Raw genomic sequence first — 17,744 nt, 5'->3', positions numbered from 1 at the left:
TTGGTGATACAATTTTTAAATTATTTAAACCCAAGAATAGAAATATCAATGAAAGTCGCAGTTGTAGGTGCCACAGGTTTAGTGGGCACTGTTATGTTAAAAGTGTTAGAAGAACGTAATTTCCCAGTAACTGAGTTAATTCCCGTTGCATCAGAAAAAAGTGTAGGTAAAGAAATCACTTTTAAAGGTAAGAAGTACGCTGTGGTAAATATTGATACTGCTATTGGAATGAAACCAGATATTGCTTTATTCTCTGCCGGTGGCGAAACCTCATTACAACATGCACCACGTTTTGCAGAAGCAGGAACAATAGTGATTGATAATTCATCTGCATGGCGTATGGATCCCGCTAAAAAATTAATCGTACCTGAAGTTAATGCACAGGAATTATCTATTGATGATAAGATTATTGCTAACCCAAATTGCTCTACTATTCAAATGGTAGTGGCTTTAAAGCCTTTGCATGATAAGTATCAAATCAAACGAGTTGTCGTTTCTACTTACCAGTCTGTAACCGGTACTGGTGTAAAAGCAGTGGAACAAATGATGAATGAGCGCAAAGGTATTGATGGACCAATGGCTTATGCTTATCCAATTGATTTAAATGTCATACCTCAAATTGATGTCTTTCAAGACAATGGTTACACGAAAGAAGAGATGAAGATGATTTTGGAAACACGTAAAATCTTGGGTGATGAAAACATTCGTATCACCGCAACTACTGTTCGTATACCAGTAATGGGTGGGCATTCGGAATCTGTAAATGTCGAGTTTGAAAATGATTTTGATATTAATGAATTAAGGTCTCTTTTAGGAAAAACAGAAGGAATAATTTTAGTTGATGACATTGCTAACCTGAAATACCCAATGCCTATAGATGCTCATGGAAAAGATGAGGTATTTGTAGGTCGCATCAGACGTGACGAATCAATGCCAAACACAATCAACATGTGGATCGTTGCAGATAATTTACGTAAAGGTGCGGCAACAAATGCGGTACAAATTGCGGAATATTTGTTAAGATCAGAACTTATTTAATTAAATTATACCGGAATGTGATGCATTAACAGTTTTTGTACTGTTAATGCATCACATTTTTTTATGAACAAACATTTTTCATTATGAAGTTGAAATGCCAAATCCTTTTAGCCTCGCTAATATTGCTACATACATTGGCCATTGCTCAAAATCAGGCTCAAAAGCTGGAACAAGCATACAAAGTGTTATCTGCAGATCCGCAGGCTAAATATGCGCTAACCTCTCTCTGCGTGTTAGATGCGAATACGGGTCAGGTTATATTTGCCCGCAATGAGAACATAGGCATGGCAACAGCTTCAACATTAAAAACGATTACTGCTGCTACAGCTTTTAGTTTGTTAGGTAAAAACTTCCAGTATCAAACAATCCTGGGTTACAGTGGTACAATAAGCAATGGCGTTCTTAAAGGAGATCTAATCATCGTAGGCGGAGGAGATCCTACTTTAGGGTCCTCTCGCTATGCTCAAAGTAAAGAAAATGAAGTACTCAGTATTTGGGTAAAAGCAATAAAAGCTGCTGGTATTAATAAAATTGATGGTCGCATTATTGGCGATGATAGTGCATGGGGCACAAGCAATATTCCAGATGGATGGACTTGGCAAGACATAGGTAATTATTATGGCGCTGCTCCTTCCGTATTGACCTGGCGCGAGAACCAATTTGACATCTATTTAAAAGCAAATGCTAAAGTAGATCAACCTGTGTCCATTTTAAAGGTACAACCAGAAATGCCCTATCTAAAAATTGTTAATGAATTAAAAACAGGTCCGGTAGGTAGTGGCGACAACGCCTATGCTTTCTTACCTCCTTTATCTTCCATCGCTTATTTAAGAGGCAGCTGGGGTTTGGGCATTCGAAAAAATGGAATAGCAGTAGCACTACCAGACCCCGCTTATGAAGTCGCATACCGTTTGCAGGATACTTTAAAACGTTTGGGCATCGCAAGTACAAAAGAAGTAACCACAGCCAGAAAATTAAAATCAGAAAATCAATTATTGCCAAGCCCCACACATCAAATTGCAACCATCAATTCTCCTACGGTTAGTCAGATTATTTATTGGTTCAACAAAAAAAGCATCAATCTTTATGGAGAAAACTTAATAAGAACATTAGCCTGGAAAGCTGGTAAACCTGCAACTACAGCTAACGGTATTGTTGTAGCCATCAATTATTGGAAAGAAAAAGGCATAGATAAAAATGCACTAAACATGATTGATGGTAGCGGACTATCTCCAGCTACCCGGGTAACCACCTCCGCGATGGCAAACATTTTATTTCAATCACAAAGGGAACCATGGTTTGACGATTTCAAAAAATCATTACCAGAAAACAACGGCATGCAGCTAAAAAGCGGTAGCATCAATAACGTTTCTTCTTTTGCGGGTTACTACACAAATTCAGCAGGGATGAAATACATTGTAGTGATCAATATCAACAATTATTCAGGCTCTGGAATTAACAAAAAATTATTTAAAGCATTGGATGCCTTAAAATAAGACAAACAACCGTTTAATAATTTATTAATACCTTACATCATTTCCTATTCAATTTATTGAAACCCCCATGAAAAGAATCCTTCCCTTTATATTGTTCCTAGTCCTTTTTAACAAGGTAGTTGGCCAAGAGGTCATTGCCATAAACAGTTTAACAACAACTGAAGCTATGGCTGTTGCGCCACCAGAAATAGCCATTATTCCTGAGCCTGTATCCGTAATAAAAAACACCGGACACTTTGTGTTACCGGAAAATGTGATGATCCAGGCCATATCAACTCCAGATATGAAACCCGTAGTCGACCACCTGCAGCAAAGACTTTCCACTTCAACTGGCAGCTTTGTTTCCAGCAGCACTAACACACCAAAGCCAACCATAAAACTTACATTAAATAGCAAAACGAACAAACTGTTGGGAAAAGAGGGTTACGAGCTATCGGTTATTAGTGGATTAATTACCATTAAAGCAAATACTGCAGCGGGATTATTTTATGGAGTACAAACCCTATTGCAATTATTTCCTAAAGAAATTGAGGCAAAGGAACTGGTAAAAAATATTAAATGGGAAATTCCATGCGTAGACATCATTGATTATCCACGTGTTGGTTGGAGGGGATTGATGTTTGATGTGGCACGTCACTTTTTTACCAAGCAAGAAGTAAAACAATATATTGATGCCATGGCACGCTATAAATTCAATGTTTTACACTTGCATTTAACAGATGATGAAGGTTGGAGAATTGAGATAAAAGGCTTACCAAAGCTAACAGAAATTGGAGCATGGAACGTTAAGAAAACAGGCACCTTTGGTGATTTCATACCACCAACACCAGATGAACCCAGAACTTACGGCGGTTTTTACACACAGGAAGATCTTAAAGAAATCATTAAATATGCGCAGGAAAGATTTGTGAACATCTTACCCGAAATAGATGTACCCGGACATAGCCTTGCTGTTATCGCATCTTATCCAGAACTTTCCTGTACTCCAGGTGCAGATCAATACCGGGTACGATCGGGTGAAAAAATTATGGACTGGTCGAGAGGTGCACCACCCATAGCACTAATAGACAACACACTATGTCCGGCAAATGAGAAAGTGTACCAATTTTTAGATACCGTCATCACGCAAGTAGCCGCTTTATTTCCATTTGAATATATTCATATGGGTGGTGATGAGGCACCAAGAAATTTCTGGGTAAAAAACCCTGCTATACTTGACTTGATGAAACGAGAAGGCTTGAAGAACATGGATCAGGTACAGGGTTATTTTGAAAAAAGAGTACAAAAAATCGTAGAATCAAAGGGCAAGAAATTCATGGGCTGGGATGAAATTCTGGAAGGGAAATTGTCATCTAGTGCAGCTATTATGAGTTGGAGAGGTACAAAATATGGAATAGAGGCAGCCAAAAAGAAACATGAGGTAGTAATGAGTCCAACTACTTACGCTTATCTTGATTACATGCAAAGCGATGTCCTTTTCGAGCCTAAAGTATATGCATCCCTGCGACTGAGCACAGCCTATGAGTTTGATCCTATTCCTGAGGGAGTAAATCCAGCATTTATCAAAGGCGGGCAAGCAAATTTATGGACAGAGCAGGTTTACAATATCAGACAAGCAGAATACATGACATGGCCAAGGGGCTTGGCAATTGCAGAATCTGTTTGGTCACCTAAAGAAAAGAAAAACTGGAATAGTTTCTTCGCCAAAGTGGAGCAGCATTTCAAAAGGCTGGATGCATCAGAAACAAAATATGCACCAAGTGTGTACGACCCTATCTTTAAAGCCAGCAGAACAGCAGACAAGAGTCTAATAGTAGAATTGAGTACAGAAGTGGAGGGTTTAGCTATCTATTATAGTTTTGACAATTCTTATCCTGACCATTTTTACCCTAAATATACAGAGCCATTATTACCACCAAAAGATGCGACCTTACTAAAGGTAATTACTTATAAAGACAACAAGCCAGTAGGCAGAATGCTTAATATGCCCATTGAAGAATTGAATAAAAGAGCTGGAAAGAGATAAGATAAAATGAGATACTTTGTTCATATCAGTTATCATGGTTTACGTTACGCTGGCTGGCAAAAACAACCAGGAGTTTTAAACATACAGGGCGTGCTTGAAAAAGCACTGTCACAAGTACTTAAAACTCCTGTGTTTATCAATGGTTGTGGTCGTACAGATGCTCAAGTTCACGCCAGTCAGTTCTTTTTCCACATGGATATAGAAAAGGAATGGGATTTTGACTTGCTTTTCCGGCTCAACAAATTGTTGCCAGAAAGTATTGCGGTGTACGACATCATTGGAATGGAAGGATTACCGCATGCCCGATTTGATGCCGTATTGCGTTCTTACGACTATTTCATCCACACCTATAAAAACCCCTTCCTAAATGGCCTGAGTTCTTTTTATTTGTTAAAAGACCTGGATCTGGATAAAATGAAACAAGCAGTGGCATTACTGCCAGCATATAATGATTATCGCGCTTTTTGTACCAGTCCGGACAAATACGAGCACACCTTATGCTACATCAAGTCGGCGAGGTTGCTGGTTGATGGCAATGCAGATAGAATTAGATTTCAAATAACCTCCAACCGTTTTTTAGGTAAGATGATCCGCATTATTATGGGTCAGCTTTTAAAAATTGGTCGTGGGATATTAAGCGTTGATGAATTTGAAGGCCATTTGATTACCAAACAAACTCCAGCACTCATCACCCCTGCACATCCACAAGGACTATACCTATCGAAGGTTGTTTACCCCTATTTAAATTTACCACCACGTAACGGTTTCTCTGCCATCATGCAAAATCAAGATGATCAACTGTGGAAAACTGTATAACCAACTTGTTATTAACCACTTGATTGTTTTCTTTATTTTGTATAACTTTTTAAGAGAGGGCTTCGCTAAAAAGAAGAGTTTCCATGAATGTTATAAATAAAGTTGAACACTGGGGTGATTTACATCGGGCTAAATGGTTCGATATCGTTCGAATTGCATTAGGTATACTTATCTTTTCAAAGGGGATAGCCCTTATCAAATGATGGCTAGTCTGGCCATACACATTATTGCATTCGCACACCTTGTAGGTGGAATACTAATTACTATTGGCCTTTTAACCCGCTTTGCGGTTGTTATACAAATTCCTATTCTGTTAAGTGCAATCTTTTTTGTGAACCTTTCAAAGGGTTTCAGCACATTAAACTCCGAACTATGGCTTTCCGTAATTGTACTGTTTCTGCTAGTACTTTTTTTTGGGTTATAGGTTCCGGTCCATTATCAGTAGATGAATCTATGAAAAGGAAAGTAAGATGAGAATAGACAAGTGTAAAATTTATAAATTTGCTAAAAAGCAAGTATGAATTTTCACACAAGAAAATGGATAAAACCAGAAGACTTAAACCCCAATGGAACTTTATTTGGTGGTAGTCTATTAAAATGGATAGATGAAGAAGCAGCTATTTATGGTATTGTTCAATTAGATAACGCTAATGTAGTAACTAAATACATATCAGAAATTAACTTTGTAAGCTCTGCCAAGCAGGGAGACATTATTGAATTGGGAATTACAGCAACAAGTTTTGGAAACACATCATTAACGATGCGCTGCGAAGTACGTAACAAGATTACGAGAAAAAGTATTTTGACGATTGATAAAATGGTTTTCGTGAATGTTGATGAAAACGGAAACCCACTCTCTCACGGCAAAACACAGATTAAATTTATAGAACAGCAGTTTAAAGAAGAAAATATTTAGGCAACAGAAAGAATTAGCACTCTAAGATCATCGGCACTAATGTTTAAACCACAAACCGTAGTTTTTGCTTTTAGGTATTGCGGCTCTCTTTCTGAAAGTTTTTGTTCAACATAGCTTTGTAAGCCCTCATAATCAAGGTCTTTTAAAAGGGGGCGTTTAGTTTTACTATTTTTCAACCGCATAGCTAAAGCAGATGCTGAAAGTTCAATATAGATGGTATATCCATTTACATTCATCCAGTGCATGTTATCGAAAAAGCAAGGTGCACCACCACCAGTGGCAATTATGGTGTTCTTGGCATAATCAAATGTTTTTAGCGTTTCACTTTCCAGTTTCCTAAAAGCATCTTCCCCATGCGCTTCAAAATAAGATGTTATTGACTGTCCAATTTTTTGCTCAATTTCCTGATCAAGGTCTACCAGGTCATAGCCCAACCTGATGGAAAGTCTTTTTGCCAAAGTTGTTTTTCCACAACCCATAAAACCAATTAGAAATATTTTCATATTAAGCAAGTTTAACCCTTGGATCAACAAAGGCATATAAAATATCCACTAAAATATTGACCACAACAAATATAAAAGCAATAAACAATATAGAACCCATCACAACAGGGAAATCCGACATTTCCAGTGCGGTAACGGTTGTGCGACCAAGGCCGTTATAGCCAAAAACATACTCAACAAAGAAAGATCCAGCAAGCAGGGAAGCAAACCAACCTGAAATAGCTGTAATAACTGGATTAAGTGCATTTTTTAGCGCATGCTTATAGATTATAGCTTTTCTGCCCAAGCCCTTTGCCTTTGCCGTACGAATATAATCCTGCCCCAATACGTCCAACATGGCACTACGGGTCAATTGAACAATAATAGCTAAGGGTCTTAAACCCAAAGTTACCATAGGCAGCCACAAGTTTTTCCAGGTCGTCACTTCTCCTTCAAAAGGATCATAACTATATAAGCTGCCCGACATATTCAAACCGGTATAATCACTCAAAACGAAGCCAAAAAACCAGGCAATTATAATACCAGCAAAAAAAGATGGTGCTGAGATACCAAGAATAGCGAAGGCATTTGCGGCTTTATCAATCCAGGTATCACGATGGACAGCAGAAACCACGCCCAGAAAAACACCAATAAGGGTTGCAAAAATCATGGCTGTAACAGCTAAAACGAAGGTATTTGGAACTGTTTCAGATAAAATAGTGGTTACATTACGTTTGGTTTGATAAGAACGGCGCAGATAAGGTTTTTTTAAAACAATAACATCAGTACCGACAACCAGCAGTCTGATATAACCATATTTTCTTTGTGCTGTTATTGTATTTTCATGCAAACCAATTGGAGAAAGATCATTTATGTATAAGAAAAACTGTACCGGCTTAGATTTGTCTAATCCGAACTCTTTACGAACGGCTTCCAGCGATTGAACATCAGATCGTTGTCCCATGGTCATTCTTGCAGGATCACCAGGTAAAATATTAAACAGAACAAACACCACCACTACCACACCGGCAATAACAGCTAAACCATACAAAAACTTCCTTAATACATATTGAAACATATTACTTACTAAAGTATTTTTCGGCTAGAACCTCAAAAGAAGGAACCGTATTGTAGTGCCATTTTTGAATGACTACTCCATTTTTCAATAACATTAATCCTGGATTTGCTCTCACCATACTTTTTAAAGGTACAGCATCTGCATAAAATATTTCGGTAAACAGCTTCATTCTATTACTAAAAGCATTTGCATCTTGTGCAGAATTTGAAGTGAGCAATACTGTTCTGATATTAAATTGTTCGGTAGCCTTTAAAGCAATTCCATTCAATTCGGCAATAGCCCTTTCGTCTGTATCCTCCAGGTTATAAGCTACAATAATCAAGTTATAATAAGGGTTTTCAATCAGTTCGTTAGTATAATTGGTTCCTGAGGCATCACTAATCATCAAATCTTTAATCTTAGGCTCAAAACCTTTTTTAATTAATTTTTTATCAGGATTCCCCACAATGACCCAGTTAGTATCTTTCCAGATTTCTGTTTTAAGGTAATCTTTATCAGACATCACCTTCTTCTCCCCTGTTTTTTCATTTTCTAGGTTATACATGATCAGGTATTCATCAGGAATTGCCCATTCAGGAGTTTTCATCAATGCAGGAAGATTTGCACCAACTTTATAGGGCAGGAAATCCAGAAATGGCAGTCGGCTATAAGTAACCAAAGAAAAAGAGATGGAAGCAGTTAAGGTAATGAACAGGATGAGTACTTGATCACGCTGTTTTTTGATGACAGGTAAAATTGTATCTCGAAAGATAAACAAGTAAACAATTAAAAGGAACAGAATAACATCTTTACCAAAAGACTGCCAAGGGGTTAGGGGAATGGCATCACCAAAACAGCCACAAGAAGTTACTACCTTAAATACTGCAGAAACGAAGGTAAGAAAAGTAAAAAAGATGATAATGGCCAATAAGCCCGAAATGACTTTCCTGCTCCATAAGCCTAACAACAACAAGATACCCAATACAATTTCTAGCACACATAAAAATATGGCGATTCCGGTAGCTATACCACTTAAAAAAGGAAGATGGAAAACTTCAAAATACTCTTGAAGTTTATAACCAAAGCCCAGTGGATCGTTAGCTTTAATTAAGCCGGAAAAAATAAACAGCACGCCAACAAAAATTCTCGAAAAATTCAGCAGCCCTTTTTTCATAACTATTTTAAATCTAATTTTATTAAAGCAAAAACTGCATAGTTTAACATGTCCTGGTAATTGGCATAAACCCCTTCAGAGGCAAGTGTGGTACCAGCATTATCTTCAATCTGTTTAACCCTTAAAATTTTCATTAGGATAAGGTCTGTTAGCGAAGAGATTCTCATTGCTCTCCAGGCTTCACCATAATCATGGTTTTTAGCTAGCATCAGCTCTTTAGTAGCCCTAACCTGGTTGTCGAATAAAGATTCTACAAGCTCCACTTCAAGTTCATAAGGATCCTGGGCAGAAAGATGGAGCTGAGTCATTGCGATTACGCAATAATTTACAATGCCAATATATTCAGAGGTAATACTTTCATCGACCTTAGCAATTTTTTTTTCTTCCAGGGTACGGATACGCTGCGCTTTTATAAAAAGCTGATCGGTAATTGATTGCGGTCGGAGTATACGCCATGCGGTACCATAATCTTTTGTTTTCTTCAAAAAAAGCGATTTACAAACCGCTATTACTGCATCGTATTCTTTGAGGGTATTTGTTGCCAAAACTATTTAATATTTAATTTAAAGCTGTTTAATAGTGTATTTTTGTCTTAAACAATGGATAAAGATACATTTTTAAACCGAAAGACAACACTTAACCTAAAAGGCGAATTGCTTGATTTGAGTACGCCATGTATCATGGGAATTGTAAACATTACACCCGATTCCTTTTTTAGTGCAAGTCGTAATTCTACTCTTGAGGAGGCATTAAATAAAACGGAAACCCTATTGAATGAAGGCGCAAAATTCATAGATATAGGTGGTTATTCCTCTCGTCCCGGAGCCAAAGAAGTCAGTATTGCAGAAGAAATTGACAGGGTAATCCCTGTAGTTGAGGCCATTTGTCACAAATTTCCACAAGCAATAATTTCCATTGACACCTTTAGAGCTGAAGTAGCCAGGCAAAGTATACAAGCAGGTGCACATGTTATCAACGACATTTCTGGTGGCGAATTAGATGAACAAATGTTTGAAACCGTTGCCACATTAAATGTACCTTACATTCTGATGCACATGAAAGGCACGCCTCAAAACATGCAGCAATCCCCATATTACGAAAACATCACCTTAGCAGTAGTGGATTACTTCGTGAAAAAAGTTGCGCGTTTAAGAGAGTTGGGGGTAAAAGACATCATTCTTGATCCCGGTTTTGGCTTTGCAAAAACGCAGCAGCACAATTTTAAACTTTTACAAGAGTTGGAAGATCTTCACATCTTTGGTTTACCATTATTGGTAGGCTTTTCCAGAAAATCAATGGTACACAAAACATTAAACATCACTGCAGAACAGGCGCTAAACGGAACTTCTATATTAAACACCATCGCGTTAATCAAGGGAGCAAACCTATTAAGAGTGCATGATGTGAGGGAAGCTAAAGAATGTGTTAGCCTGATTCAGAAGATGCAACAAGCATAATCTATTTAAAATTATTAACTTGGCAACAATGAAAGGCTTTGATTTCGACTTTTTAAAGATTACCGTTACCGATGTGGTAGACATTATTTTTGTCGCCATTTTGATCTATTACATTTACAGTCTTATTAAAAACACCCTCGCCGTTAATCTTTTACTGGGGATGTTTATCATTCTGATACTCTATTATGTGGTAGATGCGCTACACATGAGTTTGTTATCCACTATCATCAATAAATTTATGAGTGTCGGTATTATCGCACTTATTGTTATTTTCCAACCTGAAATCAGGCGTTTTTTATTGCTGATTGGTAAAAACACTTTCCTGCAAAAGAATAAAGCATGGTGGGGTTATTTATTTGGTAATAAAGACATAGAAAGAGATAACCTAGTACGTATAAAACCGGTGATTGATGCGTGTAAGAGCATGAAAAAATCCAGGACAGGTGCATTGATAGTTTTTGTTAAATTTTATGACGACCAGCTATTCGCGAACAGTTGCGAGATCATTGACTCCAAAATATCAAAACGCTTACTAGAAAGCATATTCCAGAAGAACAGTCCTTTGCACGATGGCGCAGTAGTTATTTCTGAAAATAAAATTAAAAGTGCTAGCTGCATTTTACCATTGACAGAAAATGATAAGTTGCCACCACAGTTTGGCTTGCGCCATAGAGCAGGAATTGGCATTTCTGAAAATACAGACGCCGTGGCGGTGATCGTTTCTGAGGAAACAGGAGAAATAGCTTATGCCAAACAAGGCAGGGTTAGAATGAATGTATCTTTCGGTGAATTGGAAAAACTACTCAATAAAGATTTCTAAACATTACCATCGACAGGTTTGATAACAGACTCAGCTGTAACTTTTCTATTGACCGTGATAAATGGAATCACTGGCACACCATTGATAAAAACCACCATCCCTTTGTCTGCCGCCAATTCTGCCACGGTATAATCAATATTCTTGCCCAGCGCTCTTAATGCTGCAAGTGTTTTATTGTTGTTGTGTTGAGTAAGCTCTTGTTTCATATTAAAATATTCAAGAATATAATTTAATAAAAAATAGCTCAATAAGCACAATAATAATTAACAATTGAGTGCATTATATGTTTATATCAGTATCTTGTATATCTACAGTTAAACAATTTCATCTTTATGAAACAACTAAGCTTAAAACATCAAAATAGCAATCACATAAGTTCATTGATAAACTTTTTACGTTTAAACAGGTATACAACATGAAAATATTAAAAGGTTTACTTATCCTTATTGTAGGAATAATTGTCCTGGCACTAGTAGTGGCATTATTTGTCAAAAAAGAATATTCAGTAGAGCGGGAAGTAGTTATTGAAAAACCCAGGCAGAACGTTTACGATTACCTAAAATACCTTAAAAACCAAGATAACTTTAGTAAATGGGCAAATATCGACCCAGCAATGAAAAAATACTATCGGGGTATTGATGGTACTATTGGTTTTGTTTCTGGATGGGACAGCAATAAGAGTGATGTAGGTAAGGGAGAACAGGTGATCAAGAAACTACAGAATGGGGAAAGAATAGATACCGAGATCCGGTTTCTCAAACCTATGGAATCAACTTCTTACAGCTATATGACTACATCAGCTTACCAGGAAATTTACACCAAGGTGAAGTGGGGTTTTAATGGTAAAATGAAATACCCGATCAACCTCCTGATCTTGTTAATGAATATGGACAAAATGATTGGCGATGATCTTCAAACGGGTTTGGATAACCTCAAGGTTATTTTAGAGAGCAAGAAAAGCAACTAAATTTGTTCGCAGATTTAATAAATAAACAAGGGCGCCTGTTTGAAAAAGACACCCTTATTTATTTTACCCTGTTTTAAATGAACAGGAGCAATTATTTTAATTAGCAATATTGTTCAAAAGCACCAATAAGGCTATCTGCGATCATTTGCGCAGGACGTCCTTCAATTTGATGACGCTCGATCATATGAACTAATTTACCATCTTTAAATAAGGCCATTGAAGGTGATGATGGAGAGAAGGGAATCATATAGCCCCTTGCCCTATCTACCGCTTCCTTTTCCATACCTGCAAAAACAGTTACCAGTTTAGTGGGGTGTTTTTCATTTGCGGCAGCAAGTCTCGCTGCCGGACGTGCGTTAGCGGCAGCACAACCACATACAGAATTAACAATTACTAATACTGTACCTTCAGTCTTAATGGCATTGTCTACATCTTCTGCAGTCTTCAATTCTTCAAAACCTACATTGGTAAGTTCTGCACGCATTGGTTCTACTAAATATTCTGGATACATATGATAATGTTTTTGATTTTTAAATTTTATATTACAAAGGTACAGTACTGGCGCATAGCATCAAAACGTAACATTTAATGTGGTTTAGATTTTACCTTCTAATTACTAAGAGCTTATAAGCTATCCATCATTATTGCTATAAATTTCCGTCATTAAAAAATATATATAACCCGTCCTTGCCTGCTACGATAATGTCTTTCCGACCGGAACCTCTTAAGTCAGCAATGGAAAAGTAAATACCTGCACCTTTTCCCTGATCAACAGCACCGTAACTGATAATATTTTTAGTGAAAGATTCTCCATTCCATTTGTAATAATACAATCCGTATGGGTCATTAGCGCCTGGATCACCTCCGTTGTGAGCCCGATAACGCTTTCCTGTCACTAGTTCACTAATTCCATCCCCATCAATATCAACCCACTCCATCGTATGGAACTGTGAATTATACGGATCTATGGGATGTTTTATCCAGCTCCGTTTTCCTTGTTGATCAATTTTTTGTTCATACCAGTCTAGTCCATAAGAATGACCTTGGCCCACAATAAAATCGTTTAATCCATCCTTGTTTACATCGACTACCAAAATGGGCACACTAGCATCTCCTAATTCAAACGCTGGGTGTGCTAGCCATTTCCCTTTTAAATCCAATGGAGCTTCCAGCCAACCATTATTGCCGATAATATCGCCTTGGCCATCTCCATTGATGTCCCCGAAACCTAGTCCATGACCCTGTGTTTGTGCAATTTCAACCTTGGTAAATTGACCCGTTCCTCTTCCTTCAGCATCTTTTTTCAGTTTGTAATATTTTAAAGGGTGACCTGGGTTGTTTGGAAAGATTTCTATTGTTCCATCTCCATCGATATCCCAACCTCGAACTGTTTCTATATTACCGGTTTCATCAATGATGTGTTCTTTCCATTTCCCGTTATTGCCTGGATTTTCGAACCATCGAAGTGTTGCTCCAAACCAACCCCCACTTATAAAATCCATTCTTCCATCTCCATTTACATCCAGTGGGATGGTTGAAAAGTCATCCCAATATTCTTCCACCCGCTTCACTTCTGCAATAAAATGACGTTGACTGAATTCTGGACCTTGGTAAAAAAATGCGCCAGAGACAATATCAGGGTGTCCATCACCGTCCACATCTAATACTCCTACCGATTCATAGGTTTCTGAAGAGACTTTCATTTTTGTGAAATGCAAAGGTGCACGCGATGGTTCTTGTTTAAGATTTTGGCTAAAAACAGGAAATACATAGACTAAATTGAGGAGTACACAGAAAATTAAACGCATCATGCAAGATAATACTTGAATCTCTTACAACCATCATGGAGCGTCCTGCTGCCTCAACTATAAAGGTTACTAAAAGCTAAAGTGCTTCTATTTCTTCAATAGATAGCTTATTATTTGCGGGTCAACTCAATTTTGACTACCATTTACAAACAACATAGCGCTTAGAATATCCTTAATTAACTTCTCTTTTTTATTTGGATAATAATTGTACGGCTAAAAATATCGGCAGTTGCGCTGATAAAGGATGTGCTGCCTTCACATAAAGGTAAAGATCATGAGCTTTGCCATCAATAACAGGTTTTATAGCAATGGTAACCGAATATTTTTGCCTGTTAGCATTAAATTTCAGGCTTCCTGAACCGATAAGACTATTTTCAGTCTCACCAGTTCTGATCTCTATTTTATAATCAGCAGGAAAATTCTTACCCTCACCTGTAATTTGCAACCCACTAATTTTGGAAAGATCAACCTTTGAGAGCTTCAAATACCCTTCTTTAGCTGGAAAGCGGAGGTATTTAGTTCCTGCAGAATCAAGTGTCTCAAATCCTGATACAGTGGAGAAATCACCACCCTTCAACAAGCTGTTTTTCAAATAAACCGTTCTAGTACCTGAGAGAGGCTTGGATCCGTTATTTCCACTATCAGTATAAGTTGCGGTCATTGCAAAGACTGCATCTTGTTTTTTAGGGTCGCCCTTTACCAGTATTTTTCCGTTAGGAAGCAATGATTTTTTCTTTGAGGCCTCATTTGATAAAGACAAGATCCATTGTATGATTTTTTTGGCATCATCAACCTTAAGACTTGGGTGTGCTGGCATAGCTGCCTCGCCCCACACGCCGCTACTTCCCTTTATAACTTTTTGCGTAAGCTGTGCGTAAGCATCAGGTTTATTCGAATAACGTTGCGCAACTTTTATAAAAGCAGGACCAATTGAACTTTTATCTAACTGGTGACAAGATTTGCAATCCATAGACAACATCAGGTTTTTTCCTAAAATAGTTTCTGATATTACCTGATGTCCCATTGAAGACCCCGACATATCTGTTCCCTGTACATAATCGGTTGAAACATACAAGTTCTTTAAATCAACCGCCTCGCCTTTGTCGTCAACATGGATATCATAGACCACGGGTAGTGAAGGAAAATAAAAACTTTTATTACCCTGCAAAGAAATAATTACCCGCGGTTCTTCATTTCCAGCATAAACAGATAAGGTATTGCTTTTTGTTGAAGCTTTTTCTTTGTCCATAACGTTTACACTGATATCATAATCTCCTGGCTTGTTTATCGTGTAGGTAAGAAATGGCTCTTTTGTTTCTTTGGTAACAGTTCCAATGGACCAAAGATAGGTCAGACTGCCCTTTTCGGGATCATTCGCTGTAACACTTGCTTTAATTTGTAAGGGAAGATTTCCACTGGTCTTATCGACTTTTAGCTCACTGACTTTCGGTGGCAGGTTTCCTGAAATATAATCTAATCGGGAAAGACCTGCATCAGGATTTTTAGAAAACCATCCAGAGCCATATTCCAATATATAAATCCTTCCGTCTGGTCCCACTTCCATATCTATCGGACTCTTAAACTTCGTATGTTCCATGAAGGGCTCCATCTTATCAAAATCCCCGTTCGGCTGCATAGTAACCACCTTAATCCAATTCCTTATCCATTCATAAATAAAAAGCTTTCCGTTGTAATATTCAGGGTAACGGTGTTCTTTTGGATAATCCTTTGTATAATATACAGGGCCTGTCATAGCTGTTCGGCCCCCTGTCCCCATCTGAGGGAATTCTTTGGACGGTCCGTAAGGATACCATATAAATGCCGACTGGGCAGGTGGCAATTGGGTTTGTCCGCTATTGTTTCTGGAGTTATTTAAAGGCTTGGCAGGGTCAAATACCTCTCCGCTTTGCCCTGTGGTATAATTGTACTGACGATAAGGAATATTATTACCGATAAATAATGGCCAACCAAAATTTCCAGCTTTTCTGGCTTGGTTCATCTCATCGTAACCTTTCGGGCCTCTGGTGTCTAGACTATCTACACTTGCATCCGGACCAACTTCTCCCCAATACAGATAACCGGTTTTTTTATCAATAGAAATTCTGTAAGGATTTCTATTGCCCATAACGTAAATTTCCGGCCTGGTTTTAGGGTTATCTTTTGCAAAGAGATTATCCTCAGGAATACTATAACTACCATCCTCATTAATTTTAATCCGAAGTATTTTTCCTCTTAAATCGTTTGGATTACCTGCCGACCGTCTTGAATCATACTGTAAATGCCCAGGATCATCATTCAATGGAGCAAAACCGTGGTTTGCATAAGCTTGACCTTTTTCATCAAAAGGCGTTGAGTTGTCACCTGTTGAAATGTAAATCATGCGATCATTGCCAAAAGTTACTGAACCGCCCGTATGGCAGCAAATTTCACGCTGAGAATAGAATTGAATTATTACTTTTTCAGATTTATTGTCCAGCGTGCCATTTTTAAATACAAATCGTGACAACCGGTTTACAGAGGTATCTGACGGACTGTAAAACAAATAAATGTAATTGTTTTTATTAAAGTCGGGGTCTGCTGTGATTCCCAATAAGCCTTCCTCCGCATTGACACCCTCTGTTGTGGTTTTATAATATACATTCAAAAAACCCGCTTGTTTAACTTTTTTGGTGGTATTGTCATATAACATCAGCTCTCCGCGTCGCTGTGCAACAAGAATATCAAAGTTTGGCAGGATGGCCATTTCTGTTGGTTCAAAAAAACTGCCCTCGCTTAACATTGTTTTTACAAAACGGTCCTCTTCTGGCACTTGCAGGGTTTTAGCAGCATCATAGTCAAGTTTTTTATTTTCGCCAATCGCATAATTAATCCCACCTAAAATATGTTTGAGATACATTGGTTCCTGAAATGACTCATCGGTATGTCCCAGTTCGGTATAAAACGATCTCCCACCCTCAAAATCATGGTACCAGGCCATGGGATGGTTACCCCCGTTTTTCCCACCTTTATAACTACTTTCGTCTATAGTAATGAGTATATTTAAATCTTTGCTGATTTTCTTAAAGTTATACCACTCATCTTTTCTTTTCCATTGTTTAGGTAAATGGCTCGTTGAAGGATCATTTTGATCAATAACATTTAAAACAGCTTCCTGCTGTTCTGGATGGCTCTCAAAAGAAGCGCCTACCAATCTGTTATACCAGCCCCAATCGTATTCTGCATCAGCAGCAGCATGAACGCCCATAAAACCTCCACCCGCTTGAATATAACGTTCAAATTCAGCTTCCTGATAATGATTAAGCAAATCTCCGGTGGTATGTAAGAAAACTATAGCTGCATATTTTTTCAGAGAATCCTGTATAAAAAAATCAGCATTGCTGGTTGTATCTACTTCAAAATTATTTTCATTACCTAATTTCTCTATTGCTTTTACACCCAATGGAATAGATTCGTGGTAAAAGCCTGCGGTTTTAGTAAAGACAAGTATTCTTGGTTTACCTGATCTTTTATTACAAGATGAAAAAAGCATGAAAAGCCCTATACAGATAATATGGGCTAAGTAAATAAACGATTTAATTTTAAAATGAACGTTGTTTTTATTGCGGAAAGATGTTTGATGGGAAGTATCTGAATTCATTTTTATTTAATAGTTTAATATTAACCTGATTAATTTATGCTCTATTTATA

17 protein-coding genes are annotated in these 17,744 nt (G+C 37.7%); 9 read left to right on the top strand and 8 right to left on the bottom strand.

Annotated elements, in window-relative coordinates:
* Positions 1 to 48: 48 nt before the first annotated feature.
* The 6 genes from AAKU52_RS09800 (at position 49) to AAKU52_RS09775 (ending at position 6,292) form a co-directional block, all read left to right on the top strand.
* On the top strand, positions 49 to 1,038 hold the full coding sequence (locus tag AAKU52_RS09800; RefSeq protein WP_354332831.1) for an aspartate-semialdehyde dehydrogenase: 990 nt from the start codon (positions 49 to 51) through the stop codon (positions 1,036 to 1,038).
* Positions 1,039 to 1,121: 83 nt separating this feature from the next.
* Positions 1,122 to 2,534: a D-alanyl-D-alanine carboxypeptidase/D-alanyl-D-alanine endopeptidase gene (gene dacB, locus AAKU52_RS09795; protein WP_354332828.1), complete on the top strand. Its 1,413-nt coding sequence runs from the start codon at positions 1,122 to 1,124 to the stop codon at positions 2,532 to 2,534.
* A 67-nt stretch (positions 2,535 to 2,601) separates the two neighbouring features.
* Positions 2,602 to 4,560 (top strand): beta-N-acetylhexosaminidase, encoded by a 1,959-nt coding sequence (locus AAKU52_RS09790; protein WP_354332826.1) that lies wholly within the window; start codon positions 2,602 to 2,604, stop codon positions 4,558 to 4,560.
* Positions 4,561 to 4,566: 6 nt separating this feature from the next.
* Complete coding sequence (locus AAKU52_RS09785; protein ID WP_354332823.1) at positions 4,567 to 5,376, top strand: tRNA pseudouridine synthase A; 810 nt, start codon at positions 4,567 to 4,569, stop codon at positions 5,374 to 5,376.
* Positions 5,377 to 5,509: 133 nt separating this feature from the next.
* Positions 5,510 to 5,800: a DoxX family protein gene (locus AAKU52_RS09780; RefSeq protein WP_354332821.1), complete on the top strand. Its 291-nt coding sequence runs from the start codon at positions 5,510 to 5,512 to the stop codon at positions 5,798 to 5,800.
* A 93-nt stretch (positions 5,801 to 5,893) separates the two neighbouring features.
* A complete protein-coding gene (locus AAKU52_RS09775; RefSeq protein WP_354332819.1) occupies positions 5,894 to 6,292 on the top strand; it encodes an acyl-CoA thioesterase in 399 nt (132 codons plus the stop codon).
* Here the strand turns inward: AAKU52_RS09775 and AAKU52_RS09770 are convergent.
* From AAKU52_RS09770 to AAKU52_RS09755, 4 genes are read right to left on the bottom strand one after another with little or no spacing between them, the layout of a single operon-like run.
* Positions 6,289 to 6,795 (bottom strand): shikimate kinase, encoded by a 507-nt coding sequence (locus AAKU52_RS09770; protein WP_354332817.1) that lies wholly within the window; start codon positions 6,793 to 6,795, stop codon positions 6,289 to 6,291. The two genes, AAKU52_RS09775 and AAKU52_RS09770, sit on opposite strands and share 4 nt — an antisense overlap.
* Position 6,796: 1 nt before the next feature.
* The gene (locus AAKU52_RS09765) at positions 6,797 to 7,852 is read right to left on the bottom strand and encodes an ABC transporter permease (RefSeq protein WP_354332816.1); all 1,056 of its coding nucleotides are present in this window, start codon (positions 7,850 to 7,852) and stop codon (positions 6,797 to 6,799) included.
* A 1-nt stretch (position 7,853) separates the two neighbouring features.
* On the bottom strand, positions 7,854 to 9,005 hold the full coding sequence (locus AAKU52_RS09760) for a BT_3928 family protein (protein ID WP_354332814.1): 1,152 nt from the start codon (positions 9,003 to 9,005) through the stop codon (positions 7,854 to 7,856).
* Positions 9,006 to 9,007: 2 nt separating this feature from the next.
* Entirely contained in the window at positions 9,008 to 9,550 is a 543-nt protein-coding gene (locus tag AAKU52_RS09755) for a DUF1599 domain-containing protein (RefSeq protein WP_354332811.1), read from the bottom strand.
* Positions 9,551 to 9,604: 54 nt separating this feature from the next.
* Between AAKU52_RS09755 and folP the strand changes: the two genes are divergently transcribed.
* The gene (gene folP, locus AAKU52_RS09750; protein ID WP_354332809.1) at positions 9,605 to 10,462 is read left to right on the top strand and encodes a dihydropteroate synthase; all 858 of its coding nucleotides are present in this window, start codon (positions 9,605 to 9,607) and stop codon (positions 10,460 to 10,462) included.
* 28 nt (positions 10,463 to 10,490) lie between these two features.
* Entirely contained in the window at positions 10,491 to 11,282 is a 792-nt protein-coding gene (gene cdaA / locus AAKU52_RS09745) for a diadenylate cyclase CdaA (RefSeq protein ID WP_354332807.1), read from the top strand.
* Here cdaA and AAKU52_RS09740 read toward each other — a convergent pair.
* On the bottom strand, positions 11,279 to 11,488 hold the full coding sequence (locus AAKU52_RS09740; RefSeq protein WP_354332805.1) for a hypothetical protein: 210 nt from the start codon (positions 11,486 to 11,488) through the stop codon (positions 11,279 to 11,281). The two genes, cdaA and AAKU52_RS09740, sit on opposite strands and share 4 nt — an antisense overlap.
* 209 nt (positions 11,489 to 11,697) lie before the next feature.
* Here AAKU52_RS09740 and AAKU52_RS09735 point away from each other — a divergent pair, with 209 nt between their 5' ends.
* Entirely contained in the window at positions 11,698 to 12,249 is a 552-nt protein-coding gene (locus tag AAKU52_RS09735; RefSeq protein ID WP_354332803.1) for an SRPBCC family protein, read from the top strand.
* A 100-nt stretch (positions 12,250 to 12,349) separates the two neighbouring features.
* Here the strand turns inward: AAKU52_RS09735 and AAKU52_RS09730 are convergent, their stop codons facing one another.
* The 3 genes from AAKU52_RS09730 to AAKU52_RS09720 all read right to left on the bottom strand — a co-directional run bounded on the left by AAKU52_RS09730 (position 12,350) and on the right by AAKU52_RS09720 (position 17,694).
* Positions 12,350 to 12,760, bottom strand: a complete 411-nt coding sequence (locus AAKU52_RS09730; RefSeq protein ID WP_354332801.1) for a BrxA/BrxB family bacilliredoxin — start codon at positions 12,758 to 12,760, stop codon at positions 12,350 to 12,352.
* A 136-nt stretch (positions 12,761 to 12,896) separates the two neighbouring features.
* Positions 12,897 to 13,952, bottom strand: coding sequence for an FG-GAP repeat domain-containing protein (locus tag AAKU52_RS09725; RefSeq protein ID WP_354332799.1), 1,056 nt, complete (start codon positions 13,950 to 13,952; stop codon positions 12,897 to 12,899).
* A gap of 295 nt (positions 13,953 to 14,247) precedes the next feature.
* Positions 14,248 to 17,694: a ThuA domain-containing protein gene (locus AAKU52_RS09720; RefSeq protein WP_354332797.1), complete on the bottom strand. Its 3,447-nt coding sequence runs from the start codon at positions 17,692 to 17,694 to the stop codon at positions 14,248 to 14,250.
* Positions 17,695 to 17,744: the final 50 nt, after the last annotated feature.

Source organism: Pedobacter sp. CG_S7, from assembly GCF_040544395.1.
Lineage (GTDB): Bacteria > Bacteroidota > Bacteroidia > Sphingobacteriales > Sphingobacteriaceae > Pedobacter.
This window is presented reverse-complemented; position numbering and strand designations above follow the sequence as displayed.

Coding starts and splice junctions, on each gene's coding strand:
- AAKU52_RS09800 (WP_354332831.1), top strand. CDS start 49: ATGAAAGTCGCAGTTGTAGGTGCCACAGGTTTAGTGGGCACTGTTATG.
- dacB (WP_354332828.1), top strand. CDS start 1,122: ATGAAGTTGAAATGCCAAATCCTTTTAGCCTCGCTAATATTGCTACAT.
- AAKU52_RS09790 (WP_354332826.1), top strand. CDS start 2,602: ATGAAAAGAATCCTTCCCTTTATATTGTTCCTAGTCCTTTTTAACAAG.
- AAKU52_RS09785 (WP_354332823.1), top strand. CDS start 4,567: ATGAGATACTTTGTTCATATCAGTTATCATGGTTTACGTTACGCTGGC.
- AAKU52_RS09780 (WP_354332821.1), top strand. CDS start 5,510: ATGGTTCGATATCGTTCGAATTGCATTAGGTATACTTATCTTTTCAAA.
- AAKU52_RS09775 (WP_354332819.1), top strand. CDS start 5,894: ATGAATTTTCACACAAGAAAATGGATAAAACCAGAAGACTTAAACCCC.
- AAKU52_RS09770 (WP_354332817.1), bottom strand. CDS start 6,795: ATGAAAATATTTCTAATTGGTTTTATGGGTTGTGGAAAAACAACTTTG.
- AAKU52_RS09765 (WP_354332816.1), bottom strand. CDS start 7,852: ATGTTTCAATATGTATTAAGGAAGTTTTTGTATGGTTTAGCTGTTATT.
- AAKU52_RS09760 (WP_354332814.1), bottom strand. CDS start 9,005: ATGAAAAAAGGGCTGCTGAATTTTTCGAGAATTTTTGTTGGCGTGCTG.
- folP (WP_354332809.1), top strand. CDS start 9,605: ATGGATAAAGATACATTTTTAAACCGAAAGACAACACTTAACCTAAAA.
- cdaA (WP_354332807.1), top strand. CDS start 10,491: ATGAAAGGCTTTGATTTCGACTTTTTAAAGATTACCGTTACCGATGTG.
- AAKU52_RS09740 (WP_354332805.1), bottom strand. CDS start 11,488: ATGAAACAAGAGCTTACTCAACACAACAACAATAAAACACTTGCAGCA.
- AAKU52_RS09735 (WP_354332803.1), top strand. CDS start 11,698: ATGAAAATATTAAAAGGTTTACTTATCCTTATTGTAGGAATAATTGTC.
- AAKU52_RS09730 (WP_354332801.1), bottom strand. CDS start 12,760: ATGTATCCAGAATATTTAGTAGAACCAATGCGTGCAGAACTTACCAAT.
- AAKU52_RS09725 (WP_354332799.1), bottom strand. CDS start 13,952: ATGAAAGTCTCTTCAGAAACCTATGAATCGGTAGGAGTATTAGATGTG.
- AAKU52_RS09720 (WP_354332797.1), bottom strand. CDS start 17,694: ATGAATTCAGATACTTCCCATCAAACATCTTTCCGCAATAAAAACAAC.